Source organism: Asticcacaulis aquihabitans (assembly GCF_032490435.1).
GTDB lineage: Bacteria > Pseudomonadota > Alphaproteobacteria > Caulobacterales > Caulobacteraceae > Asticcacaulis.
Window position 1 is genome coordinate 118,576 of record NZ_JAVGWM010000004.1, and the last position, 25,984, is coordinate 144,559.

Genomic DNA, 25,984 nt, shown 5'->3' on the forward strand with positions numbered 1-25,984 from the left:
TTCGACATTTTGGGAAAATGTCAACCTATGGTGAAGAATGAATTAATTTTTGCTCTTGCGACACATTTCAGAGGGAATTTTTTGTGGCCAAACCCCTATGATTTATAAGGGTTAGTGAGCTTCGTCCCAGTTAAGAGCGGCATGGGCTTCAACCACAAGCGGGACGTTCATTTCAAGCGCGGGCAGGGTGGCGTCCGACATGATCCGCTTGATTAGCGGCATGACGGCATCGACCTCGGCATCCGGGGCTTCGAAGATCAGTTCGTCGTGGACCTGAAGCAGCATCCGGGTGGCGAAGCCAGCGTCGGTAAGTGCCTTGGGCATGCGCATCATGGCACGGCGGATGACGTCGGCGGCGGTGCCTTGGATCGGCGCGTTGATGGCTGCGCGTTCGGCAAAGGCCTTGAGCGCTCCGGCCTTGCCGTTGATTTCCGGGATGTGAATCTTGCGGCCCATCAGGGTCGTGACGAAACCATGTTCCCGCACGAACGCCTTAGTGGCGTCCATGTAGTCCTTGATGCCGGGGAAACGTTCGAAATAGGTTTTGATGTATCGTCCGGCCTCGCCTTGGTCGATGCCAAGTTGATTGGCCAGGCCGAAGCCTGAAATGCCGTAGATGATGCCGAAATTGATCGCCTTGGCGCGGCGGCGGATTTCAGAAGTCATATCGGCCATCGGCGTATTGAACATCTCCGACGCGGTCATGGCGTGGATATCGTCGCCGCGCGCGAAGGCCTGTTTCAGTTGGGGAATGTCACCGATATGGGCCAGGATGCGCAGTTCGATCTGCGAATAGTCGGCGCTGATCAGCTTGTGTCCCGGCTTGGCGATGAAGGCCTGCCGGATCTTGCGGCCCTCCTTGGTGCGGATCGGGATGTTCTGTAGATTCGGTTCGTTGGACGACAGCCGCCCCGTCGGCGTTGCCGCCAGATGGAAACTGGTATGTATGCGCTGGGTCTGCGCATCGGCGTAGGTGACGAGGGCGTCCGTATAGGTGCCTTTTAGCTTCGCCATCTGACGGTAATCGAGCAGCAGCCGCGCCAGCGGCTGGCCGGCTTCCGTGCCGCCCTTGCCCTCGGCGATTTCCTCCAGCGTCTTTGCATCCGTCGCCCATTGTCCCGACGCCGTGCGCTTGCCGCCGGGCAGATTCATCTCATCGTAAAAGATGGCGCCCAGTTGTTGGGGGCTGTTCATGTTGAACGGCCGCCCGACCAGGTTTTGGGCCTCGGCTTCGATCTCGGCCATGCGGGTGCCGAAATCGTGCGACAAGGATTGCAGCACCGCTGGATCGATACGGATGCCGGCCAGTTCCATTTCGGACAGGACGGCGGGCATCTGGCGTTCAAGGGTTTCGTAGACCGTGAGCAGGCCTTCGCGTTGCAGGCGCGGCTTAAGAATCTGCCACAGGCGCAAGGTGACATCGGCGTCTTCGGCCGCATATTCGGTCGCGGCCTTGAGCTCGACATATTTGAACGACTTGGCCGATTTGCCGCTACCGGCCACCTGCTTGAACGTAATGGGGGTGTGACCTAGATGCTGTTCGGACAGTTCATCCATGCCGTGGCCGTGCAGACCGCCTTCCAGGACATAGGAGATCAGCATGGTGTCGTCATACGGCGCGACATCTATGCCGTATCGGTGCAGGACCGACAGGTCGTACTTGATGTTCTGGCCGACCTTCAGGACCGTCGGATTTTCGAACAAAGGCTTCAACGCGTTGATGGCCTGTTTCAGATCAATCTGTTCCAGGCCGCCGCCATCGCCGAAATCGAAGCCTTCGGTTGAGGTATGGCCGAGCGGAATGTAACAGGCCTGGGTCGGGCCGACCGCTAGTGAAATGCCGCACAGGTTGGCATGCGATGCCGACAGATCGTCGGTTTCGGTGTCGATGGCGATGACCTGGGCGTCGTAGGCGCAGGCGATCCAGCGTTCCAGTTCGCTCAGGGTCTGTACGCAGACATATTTGTCGCGCTCGACCGGCTGAATGGCGGCCTCAGCGGGTCCCTTGACCGGGGCGCCGTAAAGCGGGCGCAGGATCGGTGCGGTCGGCACCTTGTCGAGTGCCGTTGACGAATCAAGATTGGACAGGGTGCCGCCGACCCGTCTTGCCAGAGAGGCGAATTCCATCACGCTCAAAAAAGCCGTCAGGACATCGGGCTCCGGCTGTTTCAAGGCGAATGTGTCGATGTCTACCGGTGTGGGGGAATCGCAGCGCAGGGTCACCAGTTCGCGCGACATCAGGATCTGGTCGCGGAAATCGATCAGGGTCTGGCGGCGCTTCTCCTGTTTGATCTCGGACGCGCGGGCCAGCAGGCTGTCGAGATTGCCGTATTCAAGGAGCAACTGCGCCGCCGTCTTGACCCCGATACCGGGGGCGCCCGGCACATTGTCGGCGGAATCGCCAATCAGCGCCTGCGCATCGACGACCAGTTCCGGCGGCACGCCGAATTTCGCAATGACTTCCTCGCGCCCGACCAGCGTGCTCTTGACAGGATCGAGCATCATCACATCGTCATCGATCAATTGCATCAGGTCCTTATCGGACGAAATAATCGTGACCTTGAAACCGTCCTTTTTGGCCAGATGCGTATAGGTACAGATTAGGTCATCGGCTTCGAAGCCTAGTTGCTCGACGGCGGGCAGGCCGAAGGCGCGTGTCGCGTCGCGGATCAGGGGAAACTGAGGGATCAGGTCTTCCGGGGGCGGGGGGCGGTGCGCCTTGTACTGATCGTAGATTTCGTTGCGGAAGGTATGCGAAGACGCGTCGAAAATGACGGCCAGATGCGACGGCGCATCGTCCCCGCGGTGTTCCTTGATCAGCTTGTACAGCATGTTGCAGAAACCGGCCACCGCCCCAACCGGCAGGCCGTCCGACTTGCGTGTCAGGGGGGGCAGCCCATGATAGGCGCGGAAAATGTAGCCCGACCCATCAATCAGGACGAGTCGCTTCTGTTTTTCAGCGGGGGCGGTCGAAGTGTCATCCATGTCGGGTAGGGTCTCTTGTCTACGGTCAGCCTTCATACGGCGATCTGACGATCATGCCAAACAAAAGCGACAGCCATCGTCAGTATAGGTGGCGTGGGCACTATGTCGCAGTGTCAGGCGTTTTCGCGTGTGTATAATAACCATGAAAATTTTATGGAAATGGAGTGGCAAATGTCCATGGTCAAAGATGCCGGTCATACGGCGGTGCGCATCAATATCAGCCGGATTCTCGAAATGTTTTTGCGCGGCGATATCACGCCGGGCGATGCCGTGGCCGATTTGAAAAAATTCTGCCATCCGCAACTGAGCCATGATGATGGTGCCGGGTTGGATGCCTATATCGCCAAGACGCTGGCTATGGTTCAGACGCGTGAATTCGACGCGGACAGTGCTTTGAGCCATCTGGTGGAACTGTCCGCCGTCAAAACGCTGGACGTCACACAGACGCCGGTTTTCAAGGCGGGATGACTACCAGCTTCCGCTGTTGGGCATGGAGGCCCACGGTTCCGCCGGCGCCTTCGGGTGGCCTTTTTGCAGCAGCTCGACTGAAATGCCGTCCGGCGAACGCACGAAGGCCATCGACCCGTCACGCGGCGGACGATTTATGACCACACCCATATCGCTTAGATGCTGGCAGAGCGCGTAGATGTCGTCGACCTCATAGGCCAGGTGACCAAAGTTGCGGCCGCCCTGATAGTCTTCGACCGCGCCGGTTTCGTCGGGCCAGTTATAGGTCAGTTCGACATGTGCTTGGCCCCGTAAGGCCTCGGTCGGTGTCGCCATGTCCCGGTCTTCCGGCGCAGCCAGGAACACCAGCGTGAAGCGGCCTGCGTCATTGTCGATCCGACGTTGTTCGTAGAGCCCTAGCCCGTCGCAGTAGAAGCGCAGAGCCGCATCGATGTCCTTCACCCGGACCATGGTGTGCAGATAACGCATCAGCCTGCCCGGGCGCGCAGGGTGGCCGGGAGGCCCGCGAACGTGTTTGGCATGCGCCTAGTGCTCGCCTTCGGGGCGCGGTGCCGGATCGTGATAGTCGTGGGCGTGATCCTTGTGCACGAACTTGCGGTCGCAATAGCCGCATTCCGCCGTGCCGTCCTCACCCAGCTCATAATAGGTCAGCGGATGGCCCAAGGCGCCACCACCGCCGTTGCAGGCGACCTTATGCGTGTCGACATAGATGACTTCGGGGGCTGGGAGGGTGTCGCTCATGACGCTGCTGTACCTTAGGGGCAATTGGGGCGGAAACCGCTCCGATCCTTAAATCAAACCGCCTTGTGTCGTCAATTGAAGTGTGAAACCTTCGGCCGATACAACAGGGACGCAAATGAAGCAGGGCGGCAAACTCGGTTCTATCCTGGGCGGGTCCATCGGCAATCTGGTCGAATGGTACGACTGGTACGCCTATTCGGCCTTTACCCTCTATTTTTCAAAGGCCTTTTTCCCCAATTCGAGCCCGACGGCGCAATTGCTCAACACGGCGGCCATTTTCGCCGTGGGATTTTTCATGCGTCCGATCGGCGGATGGCTGCTGGGTTGGTATGCTGACCGGTACGGGCGTAAAACCGCGCTGACCGCCTCGATTTTGCTGATGTGCGCGGGCTCACTGATCATCGCCATCACGCCGGGCTATGCCACCATTGGCATCGCCGCACCGGCGCTTCTGTTGTTTGCCCGCCTGTTGCAGGGCTTAAGCGTCGGCGGTGAATACGGCGCCAGTGCCACATACCTGTCGGAAATGGCCGGGGCGACCCACCGCGGGTTCTGGTCGAGTTTTCAGTATGTCACCCTGATCATGGGCCAGCTGATTGCGCTCGGCGTGTTGATCGCCTTGCAAAAATGGCTGCTGACGCCTGAACAACTCGACATCTGGGGCTGGCGCATTCCCTTTGTCATCGGGGCATTGCTGGCCGTCGCGGCCCTGTTCATCCGCACCCACATCGCTGAAACCCGTTCGTTCGAAGCCGGGCGCGCATTTGCGCGCAATCGCACCTGGGCGCTTCTAAAAGATCATCCGTGGCAGGCGCTTCAAGTCGTGGGCCTGACGCTTGGCGGAACGGTAGCCTTCTATACCTACACCACCTACATGCAGAAGTTTTTGGTCAACACGACCGGCTGGAGCAAGAACGACGCCACCACCCTGTCGGCCCTGACCCTATGCCTCTACATGCTGTTGCAGCCGGCGTTCGGCGCCTTGTCCGACCGTATCGGCCGGCGTCCGCTGCTGATCGGTTTCGGCGTGCTGGGTGTCCTGTTTACGGTGCCGATCATGACCGCCCTGGCGGGGGCGCAGGACTTCTGGACCGCCTTCGGGCTTGTCATGGCGGCCCTGGTCATCGTCAGTGGTTATACGTCGATCAACGCGGTGGTGAAGGCGGGACTGTTTCCCTCCCACGTCCGCGCGCTTGGTGTCGCGCTGCCCTATGCCTTGGCGGTGTCTGTGTTCGGCGGGTCGGCGGAATATGTCGCCCTATGGCTGAAAAACGCCGGTCATGAATCGCACTTCTTCTGGTACGTGACCGCCTGTATCGCCGTTTCGCTGCTGGTCTATGTCTTCACTGCTGATACTCGGCGCGCGTCGGCTTTTGACACCGATGAAACGTAAGCATGCCCTTTCCGCATGAGGGCGGAAAAGGCACGACTTGCTAAGGCACGGCTGGCGGCTATTCGTAGCCGTGCGCCGCCTCATTGATAACCAGTGACGGCATTTTGGAAAAATCCACCGCGACGGGCTGCGTGATTTTCGTCTGGTAGGTCTTGATGACATGCTCCAGGCGGCGTCGCACCTCCAGGGTGGTTTGGGCATTGGGATCGAGCGCCAGCGGCGACAGACAGAAGTCGATGATGGCGTCGGCTCGGTTCAGGGGATCCATTGTCATTACTCCTTATTCGGCCGCGAATTGCGCCGTCTCGGTTGAGGCTTTCATAGCGGTGGTGGAAGACTGGCCATTGGTGATGGTCTCGGCGACCTTGTCGAAATAGCCGGTGCCGACTTCGCGTTGGTGACGGGTGGCGGTGTAGCCGCGCGCTTCGTTGGCAAATTCACGCTGCTGAAGCTCGGAATAGGCCGCCATGCCGTGATCGCGGTAGCCGTCGGCCAATTCGAACATCGAATTGTTGAGGGCGTGGAAACCGGCCAGGGTGACGAACTGATACTTGTACCCCATGGCGCCCAATTCGCGCTGGAACTTGGCGATGGTCGCCTTGTCGAGCTTGGCTTCCCAATTGAACGACGGCGAACAGTTATAGGCCAGAAGCTTGCCGGGATATTGCTTGTGGACGGCTTCGGCGAAGCGGCGCGCGTCGTCCAGATCGGGGTGCGAGGTTTCCCACCATAACAGGTCGGCATAGCGCGCATAGGACAGGCCGCGGGCGATGCAGTGATCAAGGCCTGTGCCGGGTTTCAGGCGGAAGAAGCCTTCGACGGTGCGGTTGTCGCGCTCAATGAACGGGTGATCGCGTTCATCGACATCCGATGTGATGAGTTGGGCGGATTCCGCATCGGTGCGAGCGACCGTCAGGGTCGGCACGCCCATGACGTCGGCCGCCAGACGCGCCGAAATCAGGTTGCGTTCGTGAGCTTGGGTCGGGATCAGCACCTTGCCGCCGAGATGCCCACACTTCTTTTCCGAGGCCAGCTGGTCCTCGAAATGGACGCCGGCGGCGCCCGCCTCGATAAAGGCCTTCATGATCTCGAAGCTGTTGAGCGGGCCGCCGAAACCGGCCTCGGCATCGGCGACGATGGGGGCGAACCATTCGCGTTTGGCGCCGCCTTCGCTATGCTCGATCTGATCGGCGCGTTGCAGGGTGCGGTTGATGCGGCGGCACAGTTCCGGCGCGGCATTGGCCGGATACAGTGATTGGTCTGGATACATGGACGACGCGGTGTTGGAATCCGCCGCGACCTGCCAGCCGGACAGATAGATCGCCTTAAGTCCGGCACGGACCATTTGCATAGCCTGGTTGCCGGTCATGGCGCCCAGCGAGTTGATGAACGGCTCGGTATGCAAAAGGTCCCACAAACGGTTCGCACCGCGTTCGGCCAGAGTATGCTGGATAGGAAATGATCCGCGCAGCCTCAAAACATCGGCCGGGGTGTAGGGGCGCTCGATGCCGTCGAACCGGTTCGGCGCGGCGGTGGGAACAAGATCTTGGAAGGTTGTCATGTCTGTTATCCTTGAGACGATTGGCGTGAAGGCTGGGGCGGCGGAACGCGGCGGGCGGCCATCAGAAGGCCGGGCGCGAACAGCCCGAAGGAGGCGACATAGGCCGTGGCCACGTCCCATGGGGTGGTAAAAGGTGTAGGCTCTGGTCTATTTGTCATAACATGTCTCCTTTCGGACGGTCTTGCCGTCGGTATGTGTGGAGACATGAAACGCTTATATGATAGGAAAATATAGAGATCTGGCAGCACAATTGGCGACATTTGGAAAATTGTGACATTGCAAGTTTTGTAAATTTGTGACAATGTGTCCACCTGTGAGGTGACATGGCAGACCTGGATCGCAAACTGTTTCTCGGGGGGCGGCTGAAACGGCTGCGCTATGATCTGTCCTTGACACAGACCCAGATGGCCGCCGATCTGGGCGTGTCGGCCTCCTATCTTAACCACCTCGAACGCAACCAGCGGCCGGTAACGGCTCAGGTCCTGCTTAAGCTGGCTGCAACCTACGATCTGGACCTGCGCACTTTTACCGATGACAGCGAGCCGGCGGGGGAGGCGGACCTGCTCGAAATCTTCGCGGATCCCCTGTTCAAGGGCCTGCACCTGCCGCGCCGGGAAATATCCGAACTGGTCGCCGTATCCCCAATGGCGGCCGAGGCGGTGACGCGGCTGTACCGCGCCTATGTCGAACGTCGGAAACGCGACGCCGTGGCCATTGCGCCGGAAGACGCCGACCAGTCGCCTTCCGACTGGGTGCGCGACCAGATTCAGACCCATCACAACTTCTTTCCCGAACTGGACGAACTGGGTGAGCGCCTGTTCGCTGTGCTGGGCGGCGATCCGCATGGCCTGGCCGAGGCGGCGCAAAAGCGGTTGGCCGAGGTCTATCGCATCGATATCCGGTTGATGCCGGCTCAGGTGATGATGATGTACCAGCGCCGCTTCGATCCGCACCGTCGCCGGCTGATGATTTCCGAGACGCTCGGCGCCTCGTCACGGCGTTTCGCCATCCTCTATCAATTGGCGCTTAGCGAATATGGGTCTGAAATCAATGCCTTGGCGGAAAAGACGCGGGCGCCGGACCTGGCGACGCAGCGTCTGTACAAAATCGCCCTGCTCAACGCTCTCGCCGCCGCGACCCTGATGCCTTATTCTGCTTTTCTGGAAATGGCGGAACAAAACGCCTACGATATCGAGCTGTTGCGCGCCCCGTTCGAGGTGTCGTGGGAACAGGCGTCCCAACGTCTGACCACATTATCGCGGCCGGGCGCGCGCGGCGTACCGTTTTTCCTGATGCGGATCGACAGCGCCGGCAATGTGTCCAAGCGCTTCGCCGCCGGACATTTCCCGTTTTCGAGATATGGCGGCGCCTGTCCGCGTTGGAACATCCATCAGGCCTTCCAGACGCCAGGCCGGGTTATTACCCAGGTCATAGAGACGCCGGATGGCCTGCGCTATTTCACTGTATCGCGCACGCTTGACCGCAACTTAAGCCCCTATGCCGATGGGGCCTATTCCCAGGCGGCCATCGGCCTGGGCTGTGAATTGAAATATGCCGAAAAGCTGATCTACGCCCGCGGGCTTGACCTGGCCCAACCCAATGCGGTCCAGACCGGGCCGATGTGCCGCCTGTGTGAGCGCCCGAACTGTCGCGAACGCGCCGCCCCGCCGGCGGTCAAGGCGTTACAGATCGACGAATGGATCAAAGGCGTGACCGCTTTTCCATTTTGACCTAAATACGAATAATGCCAAGCGTGCGCGGCCTCTGAGCGCCACAAAGTCTGCATTTACACCCGTGCCGGAAACGCATAGGTTGCCGCCATTCTGGGAGACACCATGTCGGGAGTTACGCTGAAGGATATTGCACGCGAAGCGAACGTGTCGATCGCTTCGGCATCCCGCGCCATAAACGGGCTGGACAATGTCACCGACGATGTGAAGGCGCGCGTGCTCGAAGCCGCCAAGCGCCTGCGTTACGTGCCACACGGCGGCGCCCGCTCGCTTGTCATGTCGCGTACCAATACGGTGGGCGTCCTTCTGCCTGACATCTACGGCGAGTTCTTTGCCGAAATCATGCGCGGCGTCGACGTGGCGGCACGGGCGCGTGATCTGCATGTGCTGGTGTCGGGCTCCCATGGCAATCCGGACGAAGCGGTGCGCGCGGTGCGGGCCATGGGTGGACGCGTCGATGGGCTGCTGGTCATGTCGCCGTTCGTCGAATCGCACGACTTGGCCGCCATCATCCCGCTCAACCTGCCGCTCGTGACCATTTCCAGCCGGATCGGCAAGGTGGGCCAGGGCTCGATCAGCGTCGATAATTTCGGTGGCGGCGTGACGGCGGCGCAGCACCTGATTGACCAGGGATGCCAACGCATTGCCCATATTTCCGGGCCGAAGCACAATTTCGAAGCCGAGGAACGCAAGCGCGGCTTCCTGTCGGCGACCGAAGGCCGCGCGCCGCAGGTCTTCGAAGGTGACTTCACCGAGGCGTCGGGCTATCGCGGCACCAAGGCGTTCCTGGCGTCCGGCGACCGGCCGGACGGCATATTCGTCGCCAACGATATGATGGCCGTCGGTTGTCTTCTGGCCCTGCGCGAAGCGGGGCTGAATGTGCCGGACGATATCGCCGTCATTGGCTTCGACGACATTCCCATCGCGCGCTTTACCTCACCGCCCCTGACAACCCTGCGCGTGGGTATCTTCGACATCGGACGGCGGGGGCTGGAACTGTTGGTGGCCGCGCTCGACGAAGGGGAAATGAAGCCGCACGAAGGCCTGATCGTCACGCCTGAACTGGTTATCCGCGACAGCACGCGCCGCAAAAACGCCTGAACGCATTTTAGCAGTTGAGTACGAAGCCGCTTTCGCTTAGGTAGGCTTCTCAGGCCACAGGCACCCATAGCTCAGCTGGATAGAGCGTTGCCCTCCGAAGGCAAAGGTCAGAGGTTCGAATCCTCTTGGGTGCGCCATATTTCCTAGAAATGACATTTTCAGCGAACTGATTTCCGCCGATTACTCTATGCTACCGCATGAGGCGGAACGCGAGCATCCGACTCATGAAATCCGTCCGCATTCGGCCAGGTAATCGAGCAGTACCCGGACGCGCGACGGGAGCGGTCCGCCTTGTCCTATATGGATTGCGTGGAAAGCTTCGCGATCACCAGGGTTCAGATGTTCCAGCACCGGCACCAGTCGCCCCGTTGCGATATCTTCGCGCACCGTAAATGCCGCGAGACGTGCCAGCCCCGCGCCGTTTAGTGCCAATCGGCGTAACCCCTCGCCATCACTTGCCTGAACTCTCCCCACAGCGGGGACGATGACGGTCTCGGCTCCCTTCTTCATCGACCAACCATCGACGGTGCGGGCATAGCCGAAGCTGATACGGTTGTGCCGTTCCAGGTCTTCAAGCGTCTTAGGCTCGCCGAATCGGGCAAGGTATGACGGAGCAGCGACCACGATCATCGGCGTGTCGCCCAGCTTACGGGCGACAAGACTGGAACTTTTGAGCGGACCGGCGCGTACCGCCACGTCGGTCCTTTCCGCCACCAGATCGACCACCATATCGGTTTGCACGAGATCGAGCGTGACGCCCGGATAGCGATCCAGAAACTCCGGCAAGATCGGCGCCAGGATGTGAGTGGCGTATGACGCACTGGTGTTGAGGCGGATGCGTCCCACGGGCTGCTCTCCTGCACCCGCGCTGCGTTCTGCATCCGTAATATCCGCCAGAATGCGTGTCGCGCGTTCGTAGAACGCGCATCCTTCTGGCGTGAGCTGGAATGCGCGTGTCGAGCGATTGATCAGCCGAGCGCCAAGCCGCGCTTCGAGCCGGATGGCAAGCTTGCTGACGGCGGAAGGCGTCATGCGGCAAGCGCGCGCGGCCGCCGAGAACCCTCCGCGTTCCACGACACAGACGAACACTTCCATTTCGCGGGTCCGGTTTATCTCGGAGCGTGCCATTGGTCTTTCAATTCATAAATGATGTTCTATTACGCATACTATATCATCTTATGATGGAGATCTATGTGTCGTATCAACTTGAAACTTGCGAGACAGATCATGCCTTTGGCTCTCTATGCCTGACGGCCGATGCCTCATCCACCAATAGAAAGGACCTCTTCATGGAATATCGTTTTCTGGGCCGGTCGGGCCTCAAGGTTCCAGTGCTGAGTTTCGGCGCGGGCACATTCGGCGGAACGGGGCCACTGTTCGGAGCTTGGGGTACCACAGATGTTGAGGAGGCGCGGCGCCTGATCGACATTTGCCTCGACACCGGCGTCAACCTGTTCGACACCGCAGATGTTTATTCCAGTGGCGCCTCTGAAGAGGTGCTTGGGGCGGCCCTCAAGGGGCGGCGCGACAGCGTGCTAATTTCGACCAAGACCAGCCTGCCGATGGGAGATGGTCCCAATGACGCCGGTTCGTCGCGGTTCCGCCTCATCCGCGCCGTCGAGGATGCGCTGAAGCGCCTTCGCACCGACTATATCGATCTCCTGCAATTGCACGCCTTCGACGTGAACACCCCGATGGAAGAGGTTCTGTCCACGCTTGATACACTCGTGCGAGCCGGGAAGATCCGTTATGTCGGCGTGTCCAACTTTTCCGGTTGGCAGATCATGAAGGCCTTGGCAGTCGCCGACCGCTATGGCTGGCCGCGTTACGTCGCCAACCAGGTCTATTACTCTCTGATTGGCCGCGACTATGAATGGGATCTGATGCCGCTGGGGGCCGATCAGGGCCTGGGCGCGCTGGTCTGGTCGCCGCTCGGCTGGGGCCGCCTGACTGGAAAGATCAAGCGCGGTGCGCCGTTGCCCGAAGTCAGTCGCCTGCACGAAACCGCGAGCTACGGCCCTCCCGTCGACGACGAACACCTGTTCAGGGTTATCGATGCGCTGAACATCGTGGCGGAGGAAACCGGGAAGACTGTGCCGCAAGTGGCGCTCAACTGGCTAACGACGCGGCCCACCGTCTCCTCTGTCATCATCGGCGCGCGCAACGAAGAACAGCTTCGCCAGAACCTCGGCGCAGTCGGTTGGACGCTTGCACCCGAGCAGATCGCAAAGCTTGATGAAGCCAGCGCCGTCTCTGCATCCTACCCCCATTTTCCCTATCGTCGCCAGGCGGGATTCTCCCGCCTCAACCCTCCGATTGCCGGTTAGCAATTCGGAGGGTGCTCTACACACCAGGCGTCTCCAGCGAAACCTTCCTCGTCCAGAGGCTGTTATCCAGCCCACGGGGGGAGATGACGGCGATGCGGGCCTTTGTCCCGCCGGGCGTCATGCCCCATTGGCACGGCGCCGCTCGGACCCGTGATGAAAACCCTCATACCCTATTCCATCCTGGATGGCACCGACCATAATCCATCGCTTCGCGCACATGATTGCGAAGCTGAGCGCAACCACATTCCATGCAAAAGCGCATAGGTTATGTTCAGAATTAGACAAATTCAATTCATCTTCAAATGGGTTAGGGTCATGGCCTATCAAGGAGATTGCGATGTCAGGGTCTGTAACCGGAATTCCTAACCTCATCCTTCGCACAGAAGGCTTGGTCATATTTGCTACCGCATGTCTGGCCTATTCAAAATTCGGCGCAGGCTGGATGTGGTTCGCCATATTTTTCCTTGTGCCGGACCTTAGCATGCTTGGGTATCTGCTGGGCAAAAAGGCGGGGGCTGCGATTTACAATGCCGGGCACAGTTTGATTGGACCGATTGCGTGTCTCGCGATTGGCCAATATTTCGGACATACCGAGGTGTTGAGCGCGGGTCTGATCTGGATCGCCCATGTCGGTTTTGACCGTTTTGCCGGCTATGGCCTGAAATACGCAGCGGGATTTGGCTTCACACACCTCGGGCTGAAAGGTCGCGACAAGAAACGGAATGCGGTCGCGGTGTAAAGGGGCGGTCTAACCGTTTTCCGGCTTTAACATATATCCCACGCCATAGACCGTGCGCACCAGTTCGTCGTCACTGTCTGCATTCGGGTGGATTGAGGCGAGCTTTCGTCTTAGGCGCGAGATGAGCGTATCGAGCGCTCGCGCCGTCGAATGTTCCTGCATGTCTGCTATGCGATCAAGAATAAACAGGCGTTTCAGTGGGCGGTCTGGATTGTCGAACAGGACTCGAATGACTGCGAATTCCGTTGACGATAGTGCCAGGGATAGTCCGACCGGGCTTGTGATTACACGCGATATGGCGTCAAGGCGCCAGCCGAAAACGTCGACATTTTGGGCGTCGCCCAGGTCAGGCCTATGGAACCGCCTGAGCACCACGCGGACCCTGGCGACCAGTTCGTCTGCATTGAATGGCTTGGCTATATAGTCTTCCGCACCCAGATCCAGCCCCTTTATCCTGTCGATATCCTGCCCCCGGGCGCTCAACATGATGATTGGAGGCGCGCTTTTTGTGCTGAGCCGTTTGCAAATAGACAGTCCATCCTCCAGCGGCATCATTGTATCGAGGATAATGAGATCAACCCTTTTTTGACTCAGCACGACATCCATTTGTGCGCCACCGTCGGCTGTCAGCACATCGTATCCATTTTTGACCAGTATAATGCTGACGAGATCTCGTATATCCTCCATGTCATCGACAACGAGGATCCTGTGTTTAGTAGAGCGGGGATACAACATAGTTAATTTTTTGAATAAACGCGGAAACAACACCCTTGTAGATGTGCTCCATATTACTAGGGAGACTATAAGCGACCATTTATGAATTGCGACATTGGTGTAAGAATCTTTTTTCTCAGCATTAAGGTCACGAGCCTATCCTGCTCCTAGCAAAGATATAACGAGTGGGAGAACCCTATGTTTTTTGGATCCGGCAAGACTGATGACAAGGCGGTTATCGCCAGTCTCAACGCGTCCCAAGCGCTCATCGAATTTTCACCTGACGGCAGCATTCTATCGGCGAATACCAATTTCCTGGAGGCGGTAGGCTACACCCTGTCGGAAATCAAAGGGCGCCACCATAGCCTGTTTTGCGATCCTGCCTACGTGGCGTCGGATGACTACAAGACATTCTGGACGGGTCTGCGCGCCGGCCAATTCCGCGCCGGAGAGTTCAAACGGTTGGGCGCAGACGGACGGGCTATTTGGCTCCAGGCGTCCTACAATCCCGTCACAGATAAGGCGGGTAAGGTTGTAAAGGTCATAAAAATCGCCTCCGATATTACCGCCGCCAAACTTATCGCGATCGACCACGCCGGAAAGATCGCCGCAATTGATCGTGCCCAGGCCGTGATCGAGTTCACGCCGACAGGTGATATTCTCCAGGCCAACAAAAACTTTCTCGATACGATGGGCTATGTTGCCGACGAGATTGTTGGGAAGCACCACCGGATATTCTGTGAGCCGAGTTACGCCAACTCTAGTGACTACAAGGTATTTTGGGATCGCTTAGGCCGCGGTGAAGTTCAGGCCGCCGAATACAAGCGTATCGGAAAGGGTGGCCGCGAGGTCTATATCCAGGCGACCTACAATCCGATTTTTGACGATACCGGTGCGGTCATCAAGGTTGTGAAGTTTGCAACCGATCTTACCGCCTCTGTCATGCGGCGGCTTCGCAATGATGCGCTTGGCCAGGCAATCAACTCCGAGCTTGGCAACGTCATCCATCAGATGGTCGATGCAACCCAAATGACGTCTGGCGCCGCCCATGCGTCGAGCGATACCACGACAATCATCCATTCTGTCGCGGCGGCATCGGAAGAACTCAGCCTCAGCGTCCGTGAGATTGGTGAAAGCATGACCAATGCTCAGGCGGGCGTCGAGAGCGTGTTCAATAGCGCACAGAAGGCGAACGATTCCGTAGCGACCCTGAACGAGTCCGCAACGGCGATGAACGATATCGTCGCCCTCATTCAAAACATTGCGTCACAAATCAATCTGCTCGCGCTAAACGCCACCATTGAATCGGCACGCGCGGGAGAAGCTGGTAAAGGCTTTGCCGTCGTTGCCTCGGAGGTTAAGTCGCTTGCCAATCAGGCGGCAGCATCTACCAAAACCATCGGGGCGGAAATCGCCAAGATGCAGTCGGTGACTTCGGAGGTTGTGGGCGCCATGGACGTGATCTCGTCTTCGCTGAATGCCGTGCTGGAAAATGTCGCGAGTGTCGCCAGCGCAATTGAAGAACAGCATGCGGCGACCGGCGAAATATCCAATAATATGCAAATGGCTGTCTCTTCAGTCCAAAAGATCGAAGACAGTCTGGGACAGATCAACTCAACCTTCACCAGCGTCGCCAATGCCTCGGAGCAGGTCAAGCAGAGCGTCGAGCAACTGGTTGCGTGACGCCTTATGGTCCGGGACGGCGTAAGCGTGAATGCCTGCGGGTCCCGGCAGACTACTAAAGCGTCTAGCAGAATCGTCGAGAGAAATAATGCCAAGGCTGCGAACTCCCAAAAATGAAGTCCAAAGGCTTGACGCCTTGGCGGCGCTGGACATTCTCGACACGCCGCCAGAACCCGCCTTCGATCAACTGACAGGACTCGCGAAGCTGATTTTCGATGTGCCTATCGTCCTCATCTCGCTCGTCGATGAGGAGAGGCAGTGGTTCAAGTCCCATATAGGCCTGGACGTTGATCATACGGCGCGTGACGTCTCCTTTTGCGACCACGTCATCCGCGAAGATGCGGTCATGATCGTTACCGATGCTTTGGACGATCCACGCTTTTCGACCAATGCGCTGGTTGTCGGCGCGCCCTATATTCGATTCTATGCGGGCGCACCGGTGCGTTACGATAAGGTTCTGATCGGAACGCTTTGCGTGATTGATCGCATACCGCGGCCAGATTTCGGCCCTGCCGAAGCGCGCAAACTCGAACAGATGGCGGCCTCAGTGTCGTCAGTGTTGGCTATGCGCAAGGCGGCATTGACCAGTAGCGCCATAATAAAGGCGAAGGAGGAGGGCCAGAAAACGCTTGAGCTTGTCGAAGATATAGCCGGCATAGGTCAATGGTCGTTCAATGTAAAAACGGGCCGTGTAAGTTGGTCGGATCAGGTCTTTCGCATTCACGGTCTTCCGATCGCCGACGAACCGCCTGATTACGCGCAGGTCTTGGCTCTTTACGAACCGGAAGACGGGGCAAAGCTCGCCATGATGGTTGAACGCGCTTTAAAAACCGGCCAGGGTTATACCCTCGACGCGCGTATACGCCACACCGACGGTTCATTGCGCAATGTCGTCGCGAAGGCCGTCGTCCTTCGAAGCGGCGACGGTGAAGTGGAGACGCTCAACGGCGTTTTCCAGGATGTAACGGACTATCGCGCAGCCATAGAACAATCGCGTCAAGGCGAAGCCCGTCATCGATTGCTGGCGGAGAACATGCCCGGTATGCTGGGGTACTGGGACTTAGACCTGAAGTGCCGTTTCGCCAACAATGCCTATTTTGAATGGTTCAACAAACAGCCGGATGAGCTCATGGGTGTTCATCTCAAAACCTTGCTTGGCCCAGACATCTTCGCTCTGAATCAGCCCTATATTCGCGGTGCGCTGGCCGGTAAAAAGCAAATCTTCGAGCGTGCGATGACAAAGCCTACCGGCGCCGTTGGCTATATGCTGGCGCAATACCTGCCTGACTTCGAAGAGGACGGCCGCGTTTGCGGCTTCTACGTGATGGTCACCGATATCACCAATATGAAGCTCAAAGAACTGGCGCTGGCCGACAGCAATGCCCAACTGATTGCCGCGCGTAAACAAGCCGAGGCCGCGTTGGAAATCAAGGCACAGTTCCTGGCGACGATGAGTCATGAAATCCGAACGCCGATAACGACCATATTGGGATATGCTAATCTTTTGAGCGATCAAGCCGGCCTGTCGCAGGAAACTCAGTCCTTTGTTAAGCGCATTGACCGGGCTGGGCACACACTTCTTGGCATCGTCAATGACATCCTTGACGTCTCGCGTTTGGAAGCCGGCCAGATGACGCTAAGCCCCCAGGTGGTCAATGTGCGAGAGCTGGCGCGTGACACGGTTGACCAGTTTCAGCGGCAAGCTGAGGCGCACAATCTCAACCTGACTGTGGCCTATGACGACGCGCTGCCGGAATGGCAGGTGATCGATGATACGCGCCTGGGCCAGATATTGAGCAACCTGGTCAGTAACGCCTGCAAGTTCACCTCCGACGGCAATATCTGCGTCTCTATGCGCGCGGTTTCAGGGCAAATTGGCGGGCGTATGCGGGTTGAGGTTTCCGATCCGGGGCCTGGACTGAACACCGAACAGACCAGAAAGCTGTTCCAGCCGTTTCAGCAATTGGATGCCGGCATAAATCGTAAGCATGGCGGGAGCGGTTTAGGCCTTGCCATCTGCGCCGAGCTTTTAAAGCTGATGCAGGGGGAGATAGGTGTGGCTTCAGACGTCGCCTCGGGCAGTACATTCTGGTTTGAAGTCCCTTTGAAAGTGGCGACGCCAGCCAGCAAAAACGCGTCCCTGTCGGGCCCGATGGTCGCGCTTTATGCATCCGCGGCGAAAAAATAATTGCCGAAATTCGGTTGGCCTCTATTCCACGAGGTCGATTTCCATGAAATCGGCCACTTCCGGAATCCAACGCGTTTGCACGAAATCAACGTGGGCCGGATGGACGTTATAAGCCTGGTAAGCGGCCTGATCCGCAAAGGCCATGGAGACACAGAAGTCGTAGTTCGACTTCGGACTGACTTGGCGCAGCAGCTCGAAATTTTCGACACCGGGAATATTGGCCAAGGCGCGGTTGGCGGCCAGAAAATCGGCTTCCTCAGCCGAGCCATGGGCATGTGTCAGGCGGAACGGAACGATATGGCGTATCATGCGGGTCTCCCTAGAGCAATGAGCGGTCAATTTGACTCACAAATTAAACGCAAGATGCGGAAAAACGTAAAACCTAGACCGGGTTGCATGCCCTGACTTGATTCGTCAGTATGCAGACCGCTCTAGTTGTGACCTGGAGCATAGGGGAAGTTGAGGCCCTTGTAATAGTCCAAATCGTGCGTCGGCGCGGCGATGCCAGCGGGCAGGGGCAGACCCGACTTCGACTGGAAATACGCTATGGAGGCATCGCGCCACCACCTGGCCTCACGTTCCTGAATGGCCAGATTGGCCGATATGGCGGCGAAGCGTTGCGGATCGACATAGGCGCTTAAGCCCGCCCAGGTACGGCGCATATCGCCAGCGGCATTGGCACCGGCATCGTAATCGGTGACCAGTTCGTCCCACAGGCTGCGGCCCGATTGCACCTTGTACGTCCAGGGCAGGTGGTGGAACCACAGCAGGTAGCGTTCATCCATGGTCTTTGGGTCAGTCCACAGCTTGGCGGCTTTGGGCGTGTATTGCGCAAGCGCATTGGAGCCGGTGGCCGTACGATCGAAGCCGATACCTCGTGCGTCGGCCTTCGCGTAATAGCACGGATTCCATTCCGGCCGCGCCAGGTCGCAGACCCAGGGGCCGGGGCCATAATGATGCCCGGTCGCCATCTGGTGCGCCAGGCCGAGGGGCGTCATGTAGCGGGCCGCCGTTTCTCGCGAGGTCATCATCATCTCGACCACGGGCTTTACGAAGGCCGGATCGGCGGAGAAGGTCATCCTTACCCAGTCGGCGGCGATGTCGCGGCTCGAGGCCTCCGGGTCCCAGGCCAGCCGTCCGAAGGCGTACCAATCGGCCTGGCTGAAATCGTGCGCCGTCCAGTTGCGGTCGTCGCCGACATTAGACACGCCGGCAATGCCGGTCAGCGTGTGGCCATCGAGCGAGCCATCGATGATCTTGGCGACGGTTGAGCCCTTGCCCTTGGCGAAGGTGTCTGCCTTCAGCGTCTCTTCATAGAGCGGCCCTTGATAGACCAGGTGCGTGCCCTGGCCGAGATATTCCTTGGTGACCTGCACCTCCAGCATCTCGTTGGTTTTGGGCATGGCGCCGAACAAGGGGTGGAAGGGCTCGCGGGGTTGGAAGTCGATGGGCCCGTTCTTGATTTGCAGGAGGACATTGTCGGCGAATTGGCCTTCTACCGGGGCAAATTCGTTATAGGCCTGTTTGGCACGGTCATCGGCGTCATGCTCGGAATAGACGAAGGCGCGCCACATGACGATGCCGCCGTGCGGTTTCAGCGCCGCCGCCAACATGTTGGCGCCCTGGGCATGGTTGCGGCCGTAGTCGCCGGGGCCGGGCTGGCCTTCGGAATTCGCCTTGACCAGGAAGCCGCCGAAATCGGGGATGATCTTGTAGATCTCATCCGTCTTGGCGGCCCACCAGGCCTGGACAGCGGGATCAAGCGGATCGGCGGTTTTCAGTCCGCCTAAGTCGATAGGGGCAGAAAAACGCGCCGACAAATAGACCTTGATACCGTAGGGGCGCAGGACCTGCGCCACCGCTTCGGTCTTGCGCAGATAGGGCTCGGTCAGGCTGTCGGCCTTGGCATTGACATTGTTGAGCACGACGCCATTGATGCCGATCGAGGCCTCGGCGCGGGCATAGTCGGTCAGGCGCGGATCGACCAGATCGGGCAGCCGCCACCAGTCGAAGATGGAGGCGCCAGAATAGCCGCGTTCGACCGTGCCGTTGAGATTGTCCCAATGATCGACGACACGCAGCTTGATTTTCGGCGCATCTGCGATTTTTAGATGGTCGAGACTTTGGCGCGTCTGGATCTGGCGCAGGAAGCGGAAGGCGCCGTAGAGTGCTCCTTGGTCGGTGCGTGCGGAAATGACCGTCACCGCATGGCCATTGACGGTGCGGGCCTCGATACGGAAGCCCTCTTCCGGTACGCTTGCGTCCTCAGTGACCAACATGACGGCGCCATCCACCGGCAAGTCGACGATGGGGGTTTTCTGATCAAGCAGGCCGTCCAGCCCGCGTTGCAGTTCGGCCTTGGCACGCATCAGGATAGGCGTATTGCCGCCGATGATGGCGGTGGCGTGCGGTCTGTACTGCGCGGCATAAGACGTTTCGACCGGGCGGTAACGTAGCCATAGATCGTAACCGTCCTCGGCCCGTGCTGGCTTGGTCAGGAGCGGGGATGCGGCAGCGGCGATGGCGATACAGGTGATGGCGATGCGGGCGACGGCAATCCAGCGATGTGACCAATGACGCATGACGAACCTTTTAGGCGGTGACTTTTTCCCGGCGCGGGCAAAGCAGGTGAATGACGCAAACGGTGAACAGACTACCAATTAAATATCCGTCTGTCCTGGCGGCGATTTATCAGCAGATACGTACATATATGCGCATTTTGCAGCTGTCTCTAACCTATCATCGCTCCATGGTACGCCCGTTTTTTATTGTGTCGGGTGCGGTTAAAGGTCATACCAATGGTTTAGCCTTATCCCTTGACCGCAGAATGTCAGATACCAAGAAGCTCTATCGTCAGATAGCCGACTCTATCGCCGCCGAAATCGAATCGGGGCGATACAGGCCCGGCGATCGTCTGCCGACCGAGCGCGATCTGGCTCTGCAATTCGGTGTCAGCCGCCCGACCTTGCGCGAAGCCTTGATCGCGCTGGAAATTCTGGGCCTGATCGAAGCCAAGCACGGTCACGGCATTTTGGTGACCAACACTGGCCACGCCGCCAAGGCGCCGCCCATTACCGACTCGGAAATTGGCGCTTTTGAACTGATAGAGGCGCGACGCCTGTTCGAAGGCGAGGTCGCGGCCATGGCGGCGACCCTGGTTAATGAGGCGCACATTGCCGAGTTGGAAAAATTGATCAAGGCCATGGACGATAAGGATCCGGTCAAGGCGGAAAAGGCCGACCGGGAGTTCCATGTCATGATCGCTAACATTACCGGAAACGGTGCGTTGATCACGACGGTCGAAAACCTGTGGGACTGGCGCTACCAATCGCCCTTCGCCAAGATTGTTCTGGCCCGGGCTGCCAACATGGGTATGAAGCAGCGCATCAACGAGCATACGGGAATTCTCGAAGCTTTGCGCAACCGGTCATCGTCTGCCGCGCGTCAGGCCATGCACGAGCATATGGACCGCGTTATCGAGCACCTGCTCAACGCCACGGAAGTGCTGGCGGTCGAAAGCGCAAAGCAGGCCAGCCAGGACCGCCGCAAGGCCATGGCGGGGCGGTTCAAGGCCATTTCCACAGATATCTAAACAGAAAACAGGCGCGCAGCTTTGCCGCGCGCCTGTAAGGGGTCAGCCTGGCCGCCAGATCAGGCCGACCACCCCCCGCCGAGGGCCCTGATCAGGCCGACGGTGGACTGGTATTGCGCCGCCCGTACGCGCAGGGCCTGACGTCTTATGGTGAGCAGTTGCCGCTGGGCATCGAGCACTTCAAGCTGTGACGATGAGCCATTGGTGTAGCGTGACTGCGACATGTTGAACGCGCGGGTGGCGGCCTCGACCGCCTGATCCTGCGATGCCTGCTGCTGCTTAAGGTAGGTCAGGTCGGACAACTGGTCCTCGACATCGGCGAAGGCGACTAGGCCGGCCTGCCGGTACTGAGCGAAAGCGGCGTCGAGACCACCCTTCGCGTAGTCAACGCCGGCGCGGCGTCGGCCGCCGTCGAAAATCGCCTGCGATAGAATACCGGTCAAAGACCAGGTCCGCGCCGCGTCCTTGAACAGGGTGTCGAGGTCACCCGACGCATAGCCGCCATTGGCGGTCAGGCTCAGCGTAGGAAACCAGGCGGCCTTAGCGATGCCGACGCGGCGTTGCGCGGCGTAAAGCGACGCTTCGGCGGATGCGACATCGGGGCGGCGATGCAGGACGTCGGCGGGTATGCCGGCGGGAATGACCGGCACAGCGCTGGCCCAGGGCTGGGAGGCCCACTGCGCAACGCCGAAATCGAATGTGCTGGCCGGCTCGCCGAGCAGGACGGCCAGGGCATGGGCCACCTGGGCGCGTTGCTGGTCGAGCGCGGCGGACGCCGCTTCGGTCGATGCGACCTCGGTCTGGAGACGGGCGACATCCAGCTCGGCGACATCGCCTTCCTGGAAGCGGCGTTGCGTGACCGATAGGCTGCCGCGGTAGGCGGTCAGGGTGTCGCTCACGATGGCGCGGTCTTCATCGAGGGCCCGCAGGGCGAAATAGCTTTCGGCGACACGGGCCTGGACCAGCAGTTGCGTATCGCGCAGCAGGGCCTCGTTCGACTGTGCGTCGAAACTGGCCGCGCCGGCGGCAGCACGCAAACGCCCAAACAGATCGACCTCGTAGCTGAGGTCAGCCCCCAGGGTGTGGGTCGTGCCGGGCTTGGTCGAACCATTATTCAGGACCGGATTGGCCCCGTGGCTCCCATTATAGCTGGCGCCAAGCTGTGGCCACAGGTCGGCGCGGGACGCCCCCAGCAAGGCCTGGGCCTGATCGAGGCGGGCATAGGCCAGCTTGATGTCGTTGTTCTTCTCCATGGCGCGGGCCATAAGGCCGTTCAAGGCGTCGTCGTTGAAGACCAGCCACCAGGTGCCGACCGGTGTCGGTGCACGGACGCCGGGTGTGGTCTGGCCGGCAAAGGCGGTGGGTGTCTCCACGGCCGCTTGCTGGAGCGGGGCGGTGGCGCAGCCGCTAAGCAGGGTGGCCGCGAGGGTAAGGGAAATCAGGCGTTTCATCAGAAAGCCTCCGGCTTGAGTTTGGCGGGCGTAGAGGTCGGTTGCGGCGCGAGCTCATCGTGCACATCGTCTTCGCCTTCGAGCGTCGATGTATGCGATTTGAGTGGCCGGTTACCCGACAGGGCGCGCAGCAGGACGTAGAAGAAGGGGGTCATGAACAGGCCGATCAGGGTGGCCCCGATCATGCCGCTGAACACGGCGATCCCCATGGCGCGGCGCATTTCGGCCCCTGCCCCTTGCGAGGTGACAAGCGGCAGGACCCCCATGATGAAGGCGATGGACGTCATCAGGATCGGGCGTAACCGCAGGCGGGAGGCGCGAATGGCGGCTTCCAACGGATTGAGCCCCGTCAGTTCGAGTTCGCGGGCGAATTCGACGATCAGGATGGCGTTTTTTGCCGACAGCCCCACCAGGACGAACAGGCCGATCTGGGTGAAGATGTTGTTGTCGCTATGGGTCAGGAAAACCCCGACCATGGCGGACAGCAGCCCCATAGGCACGATCAGGATGATCGAGATCGGCAGGACCACGCTTTCATACTGGGCGGCGAGCACGAGGAAGACCAGCAGGATGACCAGCGGGAAGACGAGCGACGATGAGTCGCCGGCCAAGATCTGCTGGTAGGTCAGTTCGGTCCATTCGTAGTCGATGCCGGACGGCAGGGTTTCTGCGGCAATGCGCTTGATCGCATCCTGAGCCTGGCCGGACGAATAGCCGGGTGCCGGACCGCCGGAGATGTCGGCGGACAGGTAGCCGTTGTAGCGGCTGGCCATGACCGGGCCGGAGGTCGGATCGACCTTGAGGACGGCAGCGAGCGGAATCATCTCGCCGGATGCCGAGCGGACCTTAAGCTTACCTATGTCTTCCGGGTGAGCGCGATACGGAGCATCGGCCTGGACCCGGACGCTGTAGGTGCGGCCGAAGCGGTTGAAGTCATTGACATATTGCGAACCGAGATAGATCTGCATGGTGGCGAAGATGTCGCTGACGCTGACGCCCAGCTGGCGGGCGCGGGTGCGGTCGATATCGGCGTAGAGCTGCGGCGTGTTGATGTTATAGCCGCTGAACACCCCAGCCAGTTCCTTGGTTTGCGACGCCTTGGCGATGAAGGCCTTGGTGGCTTCGTCGAGCTTGGCGTAGCCGAGACCGGCGCGGTCTTCCAGTTGCAGCTTGAAGCCGCCTGTTGTGCCGAGGCCAAGCAATGGCGGCGGCGGGAACATGACAGAATAGCCTTCCTGAATGCCGGCCAGCTTGCCGTTAAGCGCACCGGCGATGGCGCCGGCGGATAGAGCCGCGCCGTGACGCTCCTTGAACGGCTTCAGCGGCATGAAGACGACGGCTTCGTTGGAGGCGATGGTGAAGCCGTTGATCGACAGGCCGGGGAACGCCAAGGCGTGGGCGACGCCCGGCGTCTGGGCGGCGATTTCCGAGACCTTGCGGGCGACCGCTTCGGTGCGGTCGAGGGTCGCACCGTCGGGCAGCTTGACCATGCCGACCAGATAGGCCTTGTCCTGCTGCGGGATGAAGCCGCCGGGAACGACCTGGAACATGACATAGGCCAGGGCGGCCAGACCGGCATAGAGGCCGAGCATCAGGCCCTTGCGGGTAGCCGTTTTGCCGACGCTCTTGCCATAGGCTTCCGATCCGCGCTTGAAGGTGCGGTTGAAGCGGGCGAAGAACCCACCCAGCCATTTGTCCATGAAGCGGGTCAGGCCATCCTTGGGAGCATTGTGCCCCTTGAGCAGCAGGGCCGCCAAGGCAGGAGACAGGGTGAGGGAATTGACCGCCGAAATCACGGTCGAGATGGCGATGGTCAGCGAGAACTGGCGGTAGAACTGGCCCGACAGGCCGGTAATGAAGGCGAGAGGCACGAAGACCGCTACTAGGACGAGCGCGATGGCGATGATCGGGCCGGAGACTTCGCGCATGGCCTGGTAGGTGGCCTGGCGGGGAGACTTTCCGGCTTCGATATTGCGTTCGACGTTTTCGACGACGACGATGGCGTCATCGACCACGATACCGATGGCCAGCACCAGCCCGAACAGGGTCAAGGCGTTGATGGTGAAACCGAAGAGGTGCATCACCGCGAAGGTGCCGATAACCGAAACAGGCACGGCCAGCAGCGGGATGATCGAGGCGCGCCAGGTTTGCAGGAACAGGATGACAACGATGACGACCAGGATGATGGCTTCGAGCAGGGTGTGGATGACCGAGTCGATCGATTCATGGACATATTCGGAGGTGTCGTAGGCGATCTCATAGGAGACGCCTTCCGGCATGGCTTTTTTCAACTGCTCCATGGTCTCGTGGACTTCTTTGGACAGCTGGAGCGAATTGGCGCCGGCGGTTTCGAAGATGGGAATGCCGACCGCGTTCTTATTGTCGAGCAGTGAGCGCAGGGCGTAGTCCGACGCACCCATTTCGATGCGGGCGATGTCGCCCAGGCGGGTAACGGCCCCGTCGGCGCCGGTCTTGACGATGATGTTGCGGAAGTCTTCTTCGGTGCTCAGGCGGCCCTGGGCGTTGACCGACAGTTGCAGGGTAAGGTCGGGCAAGCCGGGCGAGGCGCCGATGACGCCGGCGGCGGCCTGGACGTTTTCGGAGCGGATGGCGTCGGCGACCTGAGATGGTGACAGTCCGCGTTCGGCGACCTTTTGCGGATCGAGCCAGACGCGCATAGCGTAATCGCCGCCACCGAACATCTGGATCGGGCCAACGCCCTTGATGGCCTGCAGGCGATCCTTGACATGGAGCAGGGCGTAGTTGCGCAGATAGGTCGCGTCATAGCGGCCATTGGGTGAGGTGATATGCACCACCAGCGGCAGGGAGGACTGGCTCTTCTGGGTCGTGATGCCGAGCGCGCGGACATCGGCCGGAAGACGGGCTTCGGCCTGGGATACGCGGTTCTGCACCATCTGTTGCGCCAGGTCGGCATTGGTGCCGAGCTTGAAGGTGACGGTCAGGGTCATCTGGCCATCGGCTGTCGCTTGCGAGGACATGTAGAGCATGTTCTCGACGCCGTTGACCGCTTCTTCGATCGGCGCGGCGACGGTTTCAGCGATAACGGCGGGGGATGCGCCCGGATAGGCGGCGCGCACCACGACCTGGGGCGGCACCACTTCGGGGTATTCGGAAACAGGCAGGACGCGCAGGCTGAGCAGCCCGGCGACAAGGATCAGCAGGGAGAGCACCCCGGCGAAGATCGGCCTGTCGATAAAGAATTTGGAGAGGTTCATGTTTGCCTCTTGAGCTGGCGGATTTGAGGTAAGCGTCGCCCGCCGCCGCGCCGAAAGTCGGCGCGCCGTCTACCC

General features: G+C 59.7%; 21 protein-coding genes and 1 tRNA gene. 10 read left to right on the top strand and 12 right to left on the bottom strand.

The genetic code is table 11. The features are described from left to right. Window positions 1-111: 111 nt before the first annotated feature. Complete coding sequence (gene polA, locus RCJ00_RS14945; protein ID WP_316222943.1) at window positions 112-2,985, bottom strand: DNA polymerase I; 2,874 nt, start codon at window positions 2,983-2,985, stop codon at window positions 112-114. A 171-nt stretch (window positions 2,986-3,156) separates the two neighbouring features. Between polA and RCJ00_RS14950 the strand changes: the two genes are divergently transcribed. Beyond that, complete coding sequence (locus tag RCJ00_RS14950; protein ID WP_316222944.1) at window positions 3,157-3,453, top strand: hypothetical protein; 297 nt, start codon at window positions 3,157-3,159, stop codon at window positions 3,451-3,453. Here the strand turns inward: RCJ00_RS14950 and RCJ00_RS14955 are convergent, their stop codons facing one another. Both RCJ00_RS14955 and RCJ00_RS14960 read right to left on the bottom strand, forming a co-directional pair. After that, the gene (locus RCJ00_RS14955; protein WP_316222945.1) at window positions 3,454-3,921 is read right to left on the bottom strand and encodes a VOC family protein; all 468 of its coding nucleotides are present in this window, start codon (window positions 3,919-3,921) and stop codon (window positions 3,454-3,456) included. Window positions 3,922-3,978: 57 nt separating this feature from the next. Beyond that, entirely contained in the window at window positions 3,979-4,194 is a 216-nt protein-coding gene (locus RCJ00_RS14960) for a zinc-finger domain-containing protein (RefSeq protein WP_023457385.1), read from the bottom strand. Between the two features lie 115 nt (window positions 4,195-4,309). Here RCJ00_RS14960 and RCJ00_RS14965 point away from each other — a divergent pair, with 115 nt between their 5' ends. Then, window positions 4,310-5,587, top strand: a complete 1,278-nt coding sequence (locus RCJ00_RS14965) for an MFS transporter (protein ID WP_316222948.1) — start codon at window positions 4,310-4,312, stop codon at window positions 5,585-5,587. Between the two features lie 58 nt (window positions 5,588-5,645). Here RCJ00_RS14965 and RCJ00_RS14970 read toward each other — a convergent pair whose 3' ends face one another. Genes RCJ00_RS14970 through RCJ00_RS14980 form a run of 3 tightly spaced genes read right to left on the bottom strand, consistent with a single transcriptional unit; the run spans window position 5,646 to window position 7,306 of the window. Next, window positions 5,646-5,855, bottom strand: a complete 210-nt coding sequence (locus RCJ00_RS14970; protein ID WP_023457387.1) for a hypothetical protein — start codon at window positions 5,853-5,855, stop codon at window positions 5,646-5,648. 12 nt (window positions 5,856-5,867) lie between these two features. Then, a complete protein-coding gene (gene aceA / locus RCJ00_RS14975) occupies window positions 5,868-7,148 on the bottom strand; it encodes an isocitrate lyase (RefSeq protein ID WP_316222951.1) in 1,281 nt (426 codons plus the stop codon). A 5-nt stretch (window positions 7,149-7,153) separates the two neighbouring features. Continuing rightward, on the bottom strand, window positions 7,154-7,306 hold the full coding sequence (locus RCJ00_RS14980; RefSeq protein ID WP_316222952.1) for a hypothetical protein: 153 nt from the start codon (window positions 7,304-7,306) through the stop codon (window positions 7,154-7,156). A gap of 165 nt (window positions 7,307-7,471) precedes the next feature. Between RCJ00_RS14980 and RCJ00_RS14985 the strand changes: the two genes are divergently transcribed. From RCJ00_RS14985 to RCJ00_RS14995, 3 genes are all read left to right on the top strand, one after another. Then, entirely contained in the window at window positions 7,472-8,878 is a 1,407-nt protein-coding gene (locus RCJ00_RS14985; protein WP_316222953.1) for a helix-turn-helix domain-containing protein, read from the top strand. 105 nt (window positions 8,879-8,983) lie between these two features. Then, window positions 8,984-9,979, top strand: coding sequence for a LacI family DNA-binding transcriptional regulator (locus tag RCJ00_RS14990; protein WP_316222955.1), 996 nt, complete (start codon window positions 8,984-8,986; stop codon window positions 9,977-9,979). 60 nt (window positions 9,980-10,039) lie between these two features. Then, window positions 10,040-10,116 (top strand) — tRNA-Arg (locus tag RCJ00_RS14995). 85 nt (window positions 10,117-10,201) lie between these two features. On the opposite strand, the gene RCJ00_RS15000 is transcribed toward RCJ00_RS14995, so the two are convergent. Then, window positions 10,202-11,107, bottom strand: a complete 906-nt coding sequence (locus RCJ00_RS15000) for a LysR family transcriptional regulator (protein ID WP_316222956.1) — start codon at window positions 11,105-11,107, stop codon at window positions 10,202-10,204. Between the two features lie 161 nt (window positions 11,108-11,268). Here RCJ00_RS15000 and RCJ00_RS15005 point away from each other — a divergent pair, with 161 nt between their 5' ends. After that, window positions 11,269-12,306, top strand: a complete 1,038-nt coding sequence (locus RCJ00_RS15005; protein ID WP_316222957.1) for an aldo/keto reductase — start codon at window positions 11,269-11,271, stop codon at window positions 12,304-12,306. A gap of 217 nt (window positions 12,307-12,523) precedes the next feature. Further along, on the top strand, window positions 12,524-13,045 hold the full coding sequence (locus tag RCJ00_RS15010) for a DUF4260 domain-containing protein (RefSeq protein ID WP_316222959.1): 522 nt from the start codon (window positions 12,524-12,526) through the stop codon (window positions 13,043-13,045). Window positions 13,046-13,054: 9 nt separating this feature from the next. On the opposite strand, the gene RCJ00_RS15015 is transcribed toward RCJ00_RS15010, so the two are convergent. After that, a complete protein-coding gene (locus RCJ00_RS15015) occupies window positions 13,055-13,780 on the bottom strand; it encodes a response regulator (RefSeq protein ID WP_316223625.1) in 726 nt (241 codons plus the stop codon). A 177-nt stretch (window positions 13,781-13,957) separates the two neighbouring features. Here RCJ00_RS15015 and RCJ00_RS15020 point away from each other — a divergent pair, with 177 nt between their 5' ends. Together RCJ00_RS15020 and RCJ00_RS15025 are read left to right on the top strand one after the other, a co-directional pair. Beyond that, window positions 13,958-15,442 (top strand): methyl-accepting chemotaxis protein, encoded by a 1,485-nt coding sequence (locus RCJ00_RS15020; protein WP_316222960.1) that lies wholly within the window; start codon window positions 13,958-13,960, stop codon window positions 15,440-15,442. 88 nt (window positions 15,443-15,530) lie between these two features. After that, a complete protein-coding gene (locus RCJ00_RS15025) occupies window positions 15,531-17,630 on the top strand; it encodes an ATP-binding protein (protein ID WP_316222961.1) in 2,100 nt (699 codons plus the stop codon). 21 nt (window positions 17,631-17,651) lie between these two features. Here the strand turns inward: RCJ00_RS15025 and RCJ00_RS15030 are convergent, their stop codons facing one another. Together RCJ00_RS15030 and RCJ00_RS15035 are read right to left on the bottom strand one after the other, a co-directional pair. Then, entirely contained in the window at window positions 17,652-17,939 is a 288-nt protein-coding gene (locus RCJ00_RS15030; RefSeq protein WP_316222962.1) for a Dabb family protein, read from the bottom strand. A 122-nt stretch (window positions 17,940-18,061) separates the two neighbouring features. Further along, window positions 18,062-20,212: an alpha-glucuronidase family glycosyl hydrolase gene (locus RCJ00_RS15035; RefSeq protein WP_316222963.1), complete on the bottom strand. Its 2,151-nt coding sequence runs from the start codon at window positions 20,210-20,212 to the stop codon at window positions 18,062-18,064. A gap of 245 nt (window positions 20,213-20,457) precedes the next feature. On the opposite strand from RCJ00_RS15035, the gene RCJ00_RS15040 reads away from it, so the two are divergent. Further along, window positions 20,458-21,222: a FadR/GntR family transcriptional regulator gene (locus RCJ00_RS15040; protein WP_316222964.1), complete on the top strand. Its 765-nt coding sequence runs from the start codon at window positions 20,458-20,460 to the stop codon at window positions 21,220-21,222. Window positions 21,223-21,281: 59 nt separating this feature from the next. On the opposite strand, the gene RCJ00_RS15045 is transcribed toward RCJ00_RS15040, so the two are convergent. After that, on the bottom strand, window positions 21,282-22,673 hold the full coding sequence (locus RCJ00_RS15045; protein ID WP_316222965.1) for an efflux transporter outer membrane subunit: 1,392 nt from the start codon (window positions 22,671-22,673) through the stop codon (window positions 21,282-21,284). Next, window positions 22,673-25,909, bottom strand: coding sequence for an efflux RND transporter permease subunit (locus RCJ00_RS15050; protein WP_316222967.1), 3,237 nt, complete (start codon window positions 25,907-25,909; stop codon window positions 22,673-22,675). Before RCJ00_RS15050 ends, RCJ00_RS15045 begins: the two co-directional genes overlap by 1 nt. Window positions 25,910-25,984 lie beyond the last annotated feature (75 nt).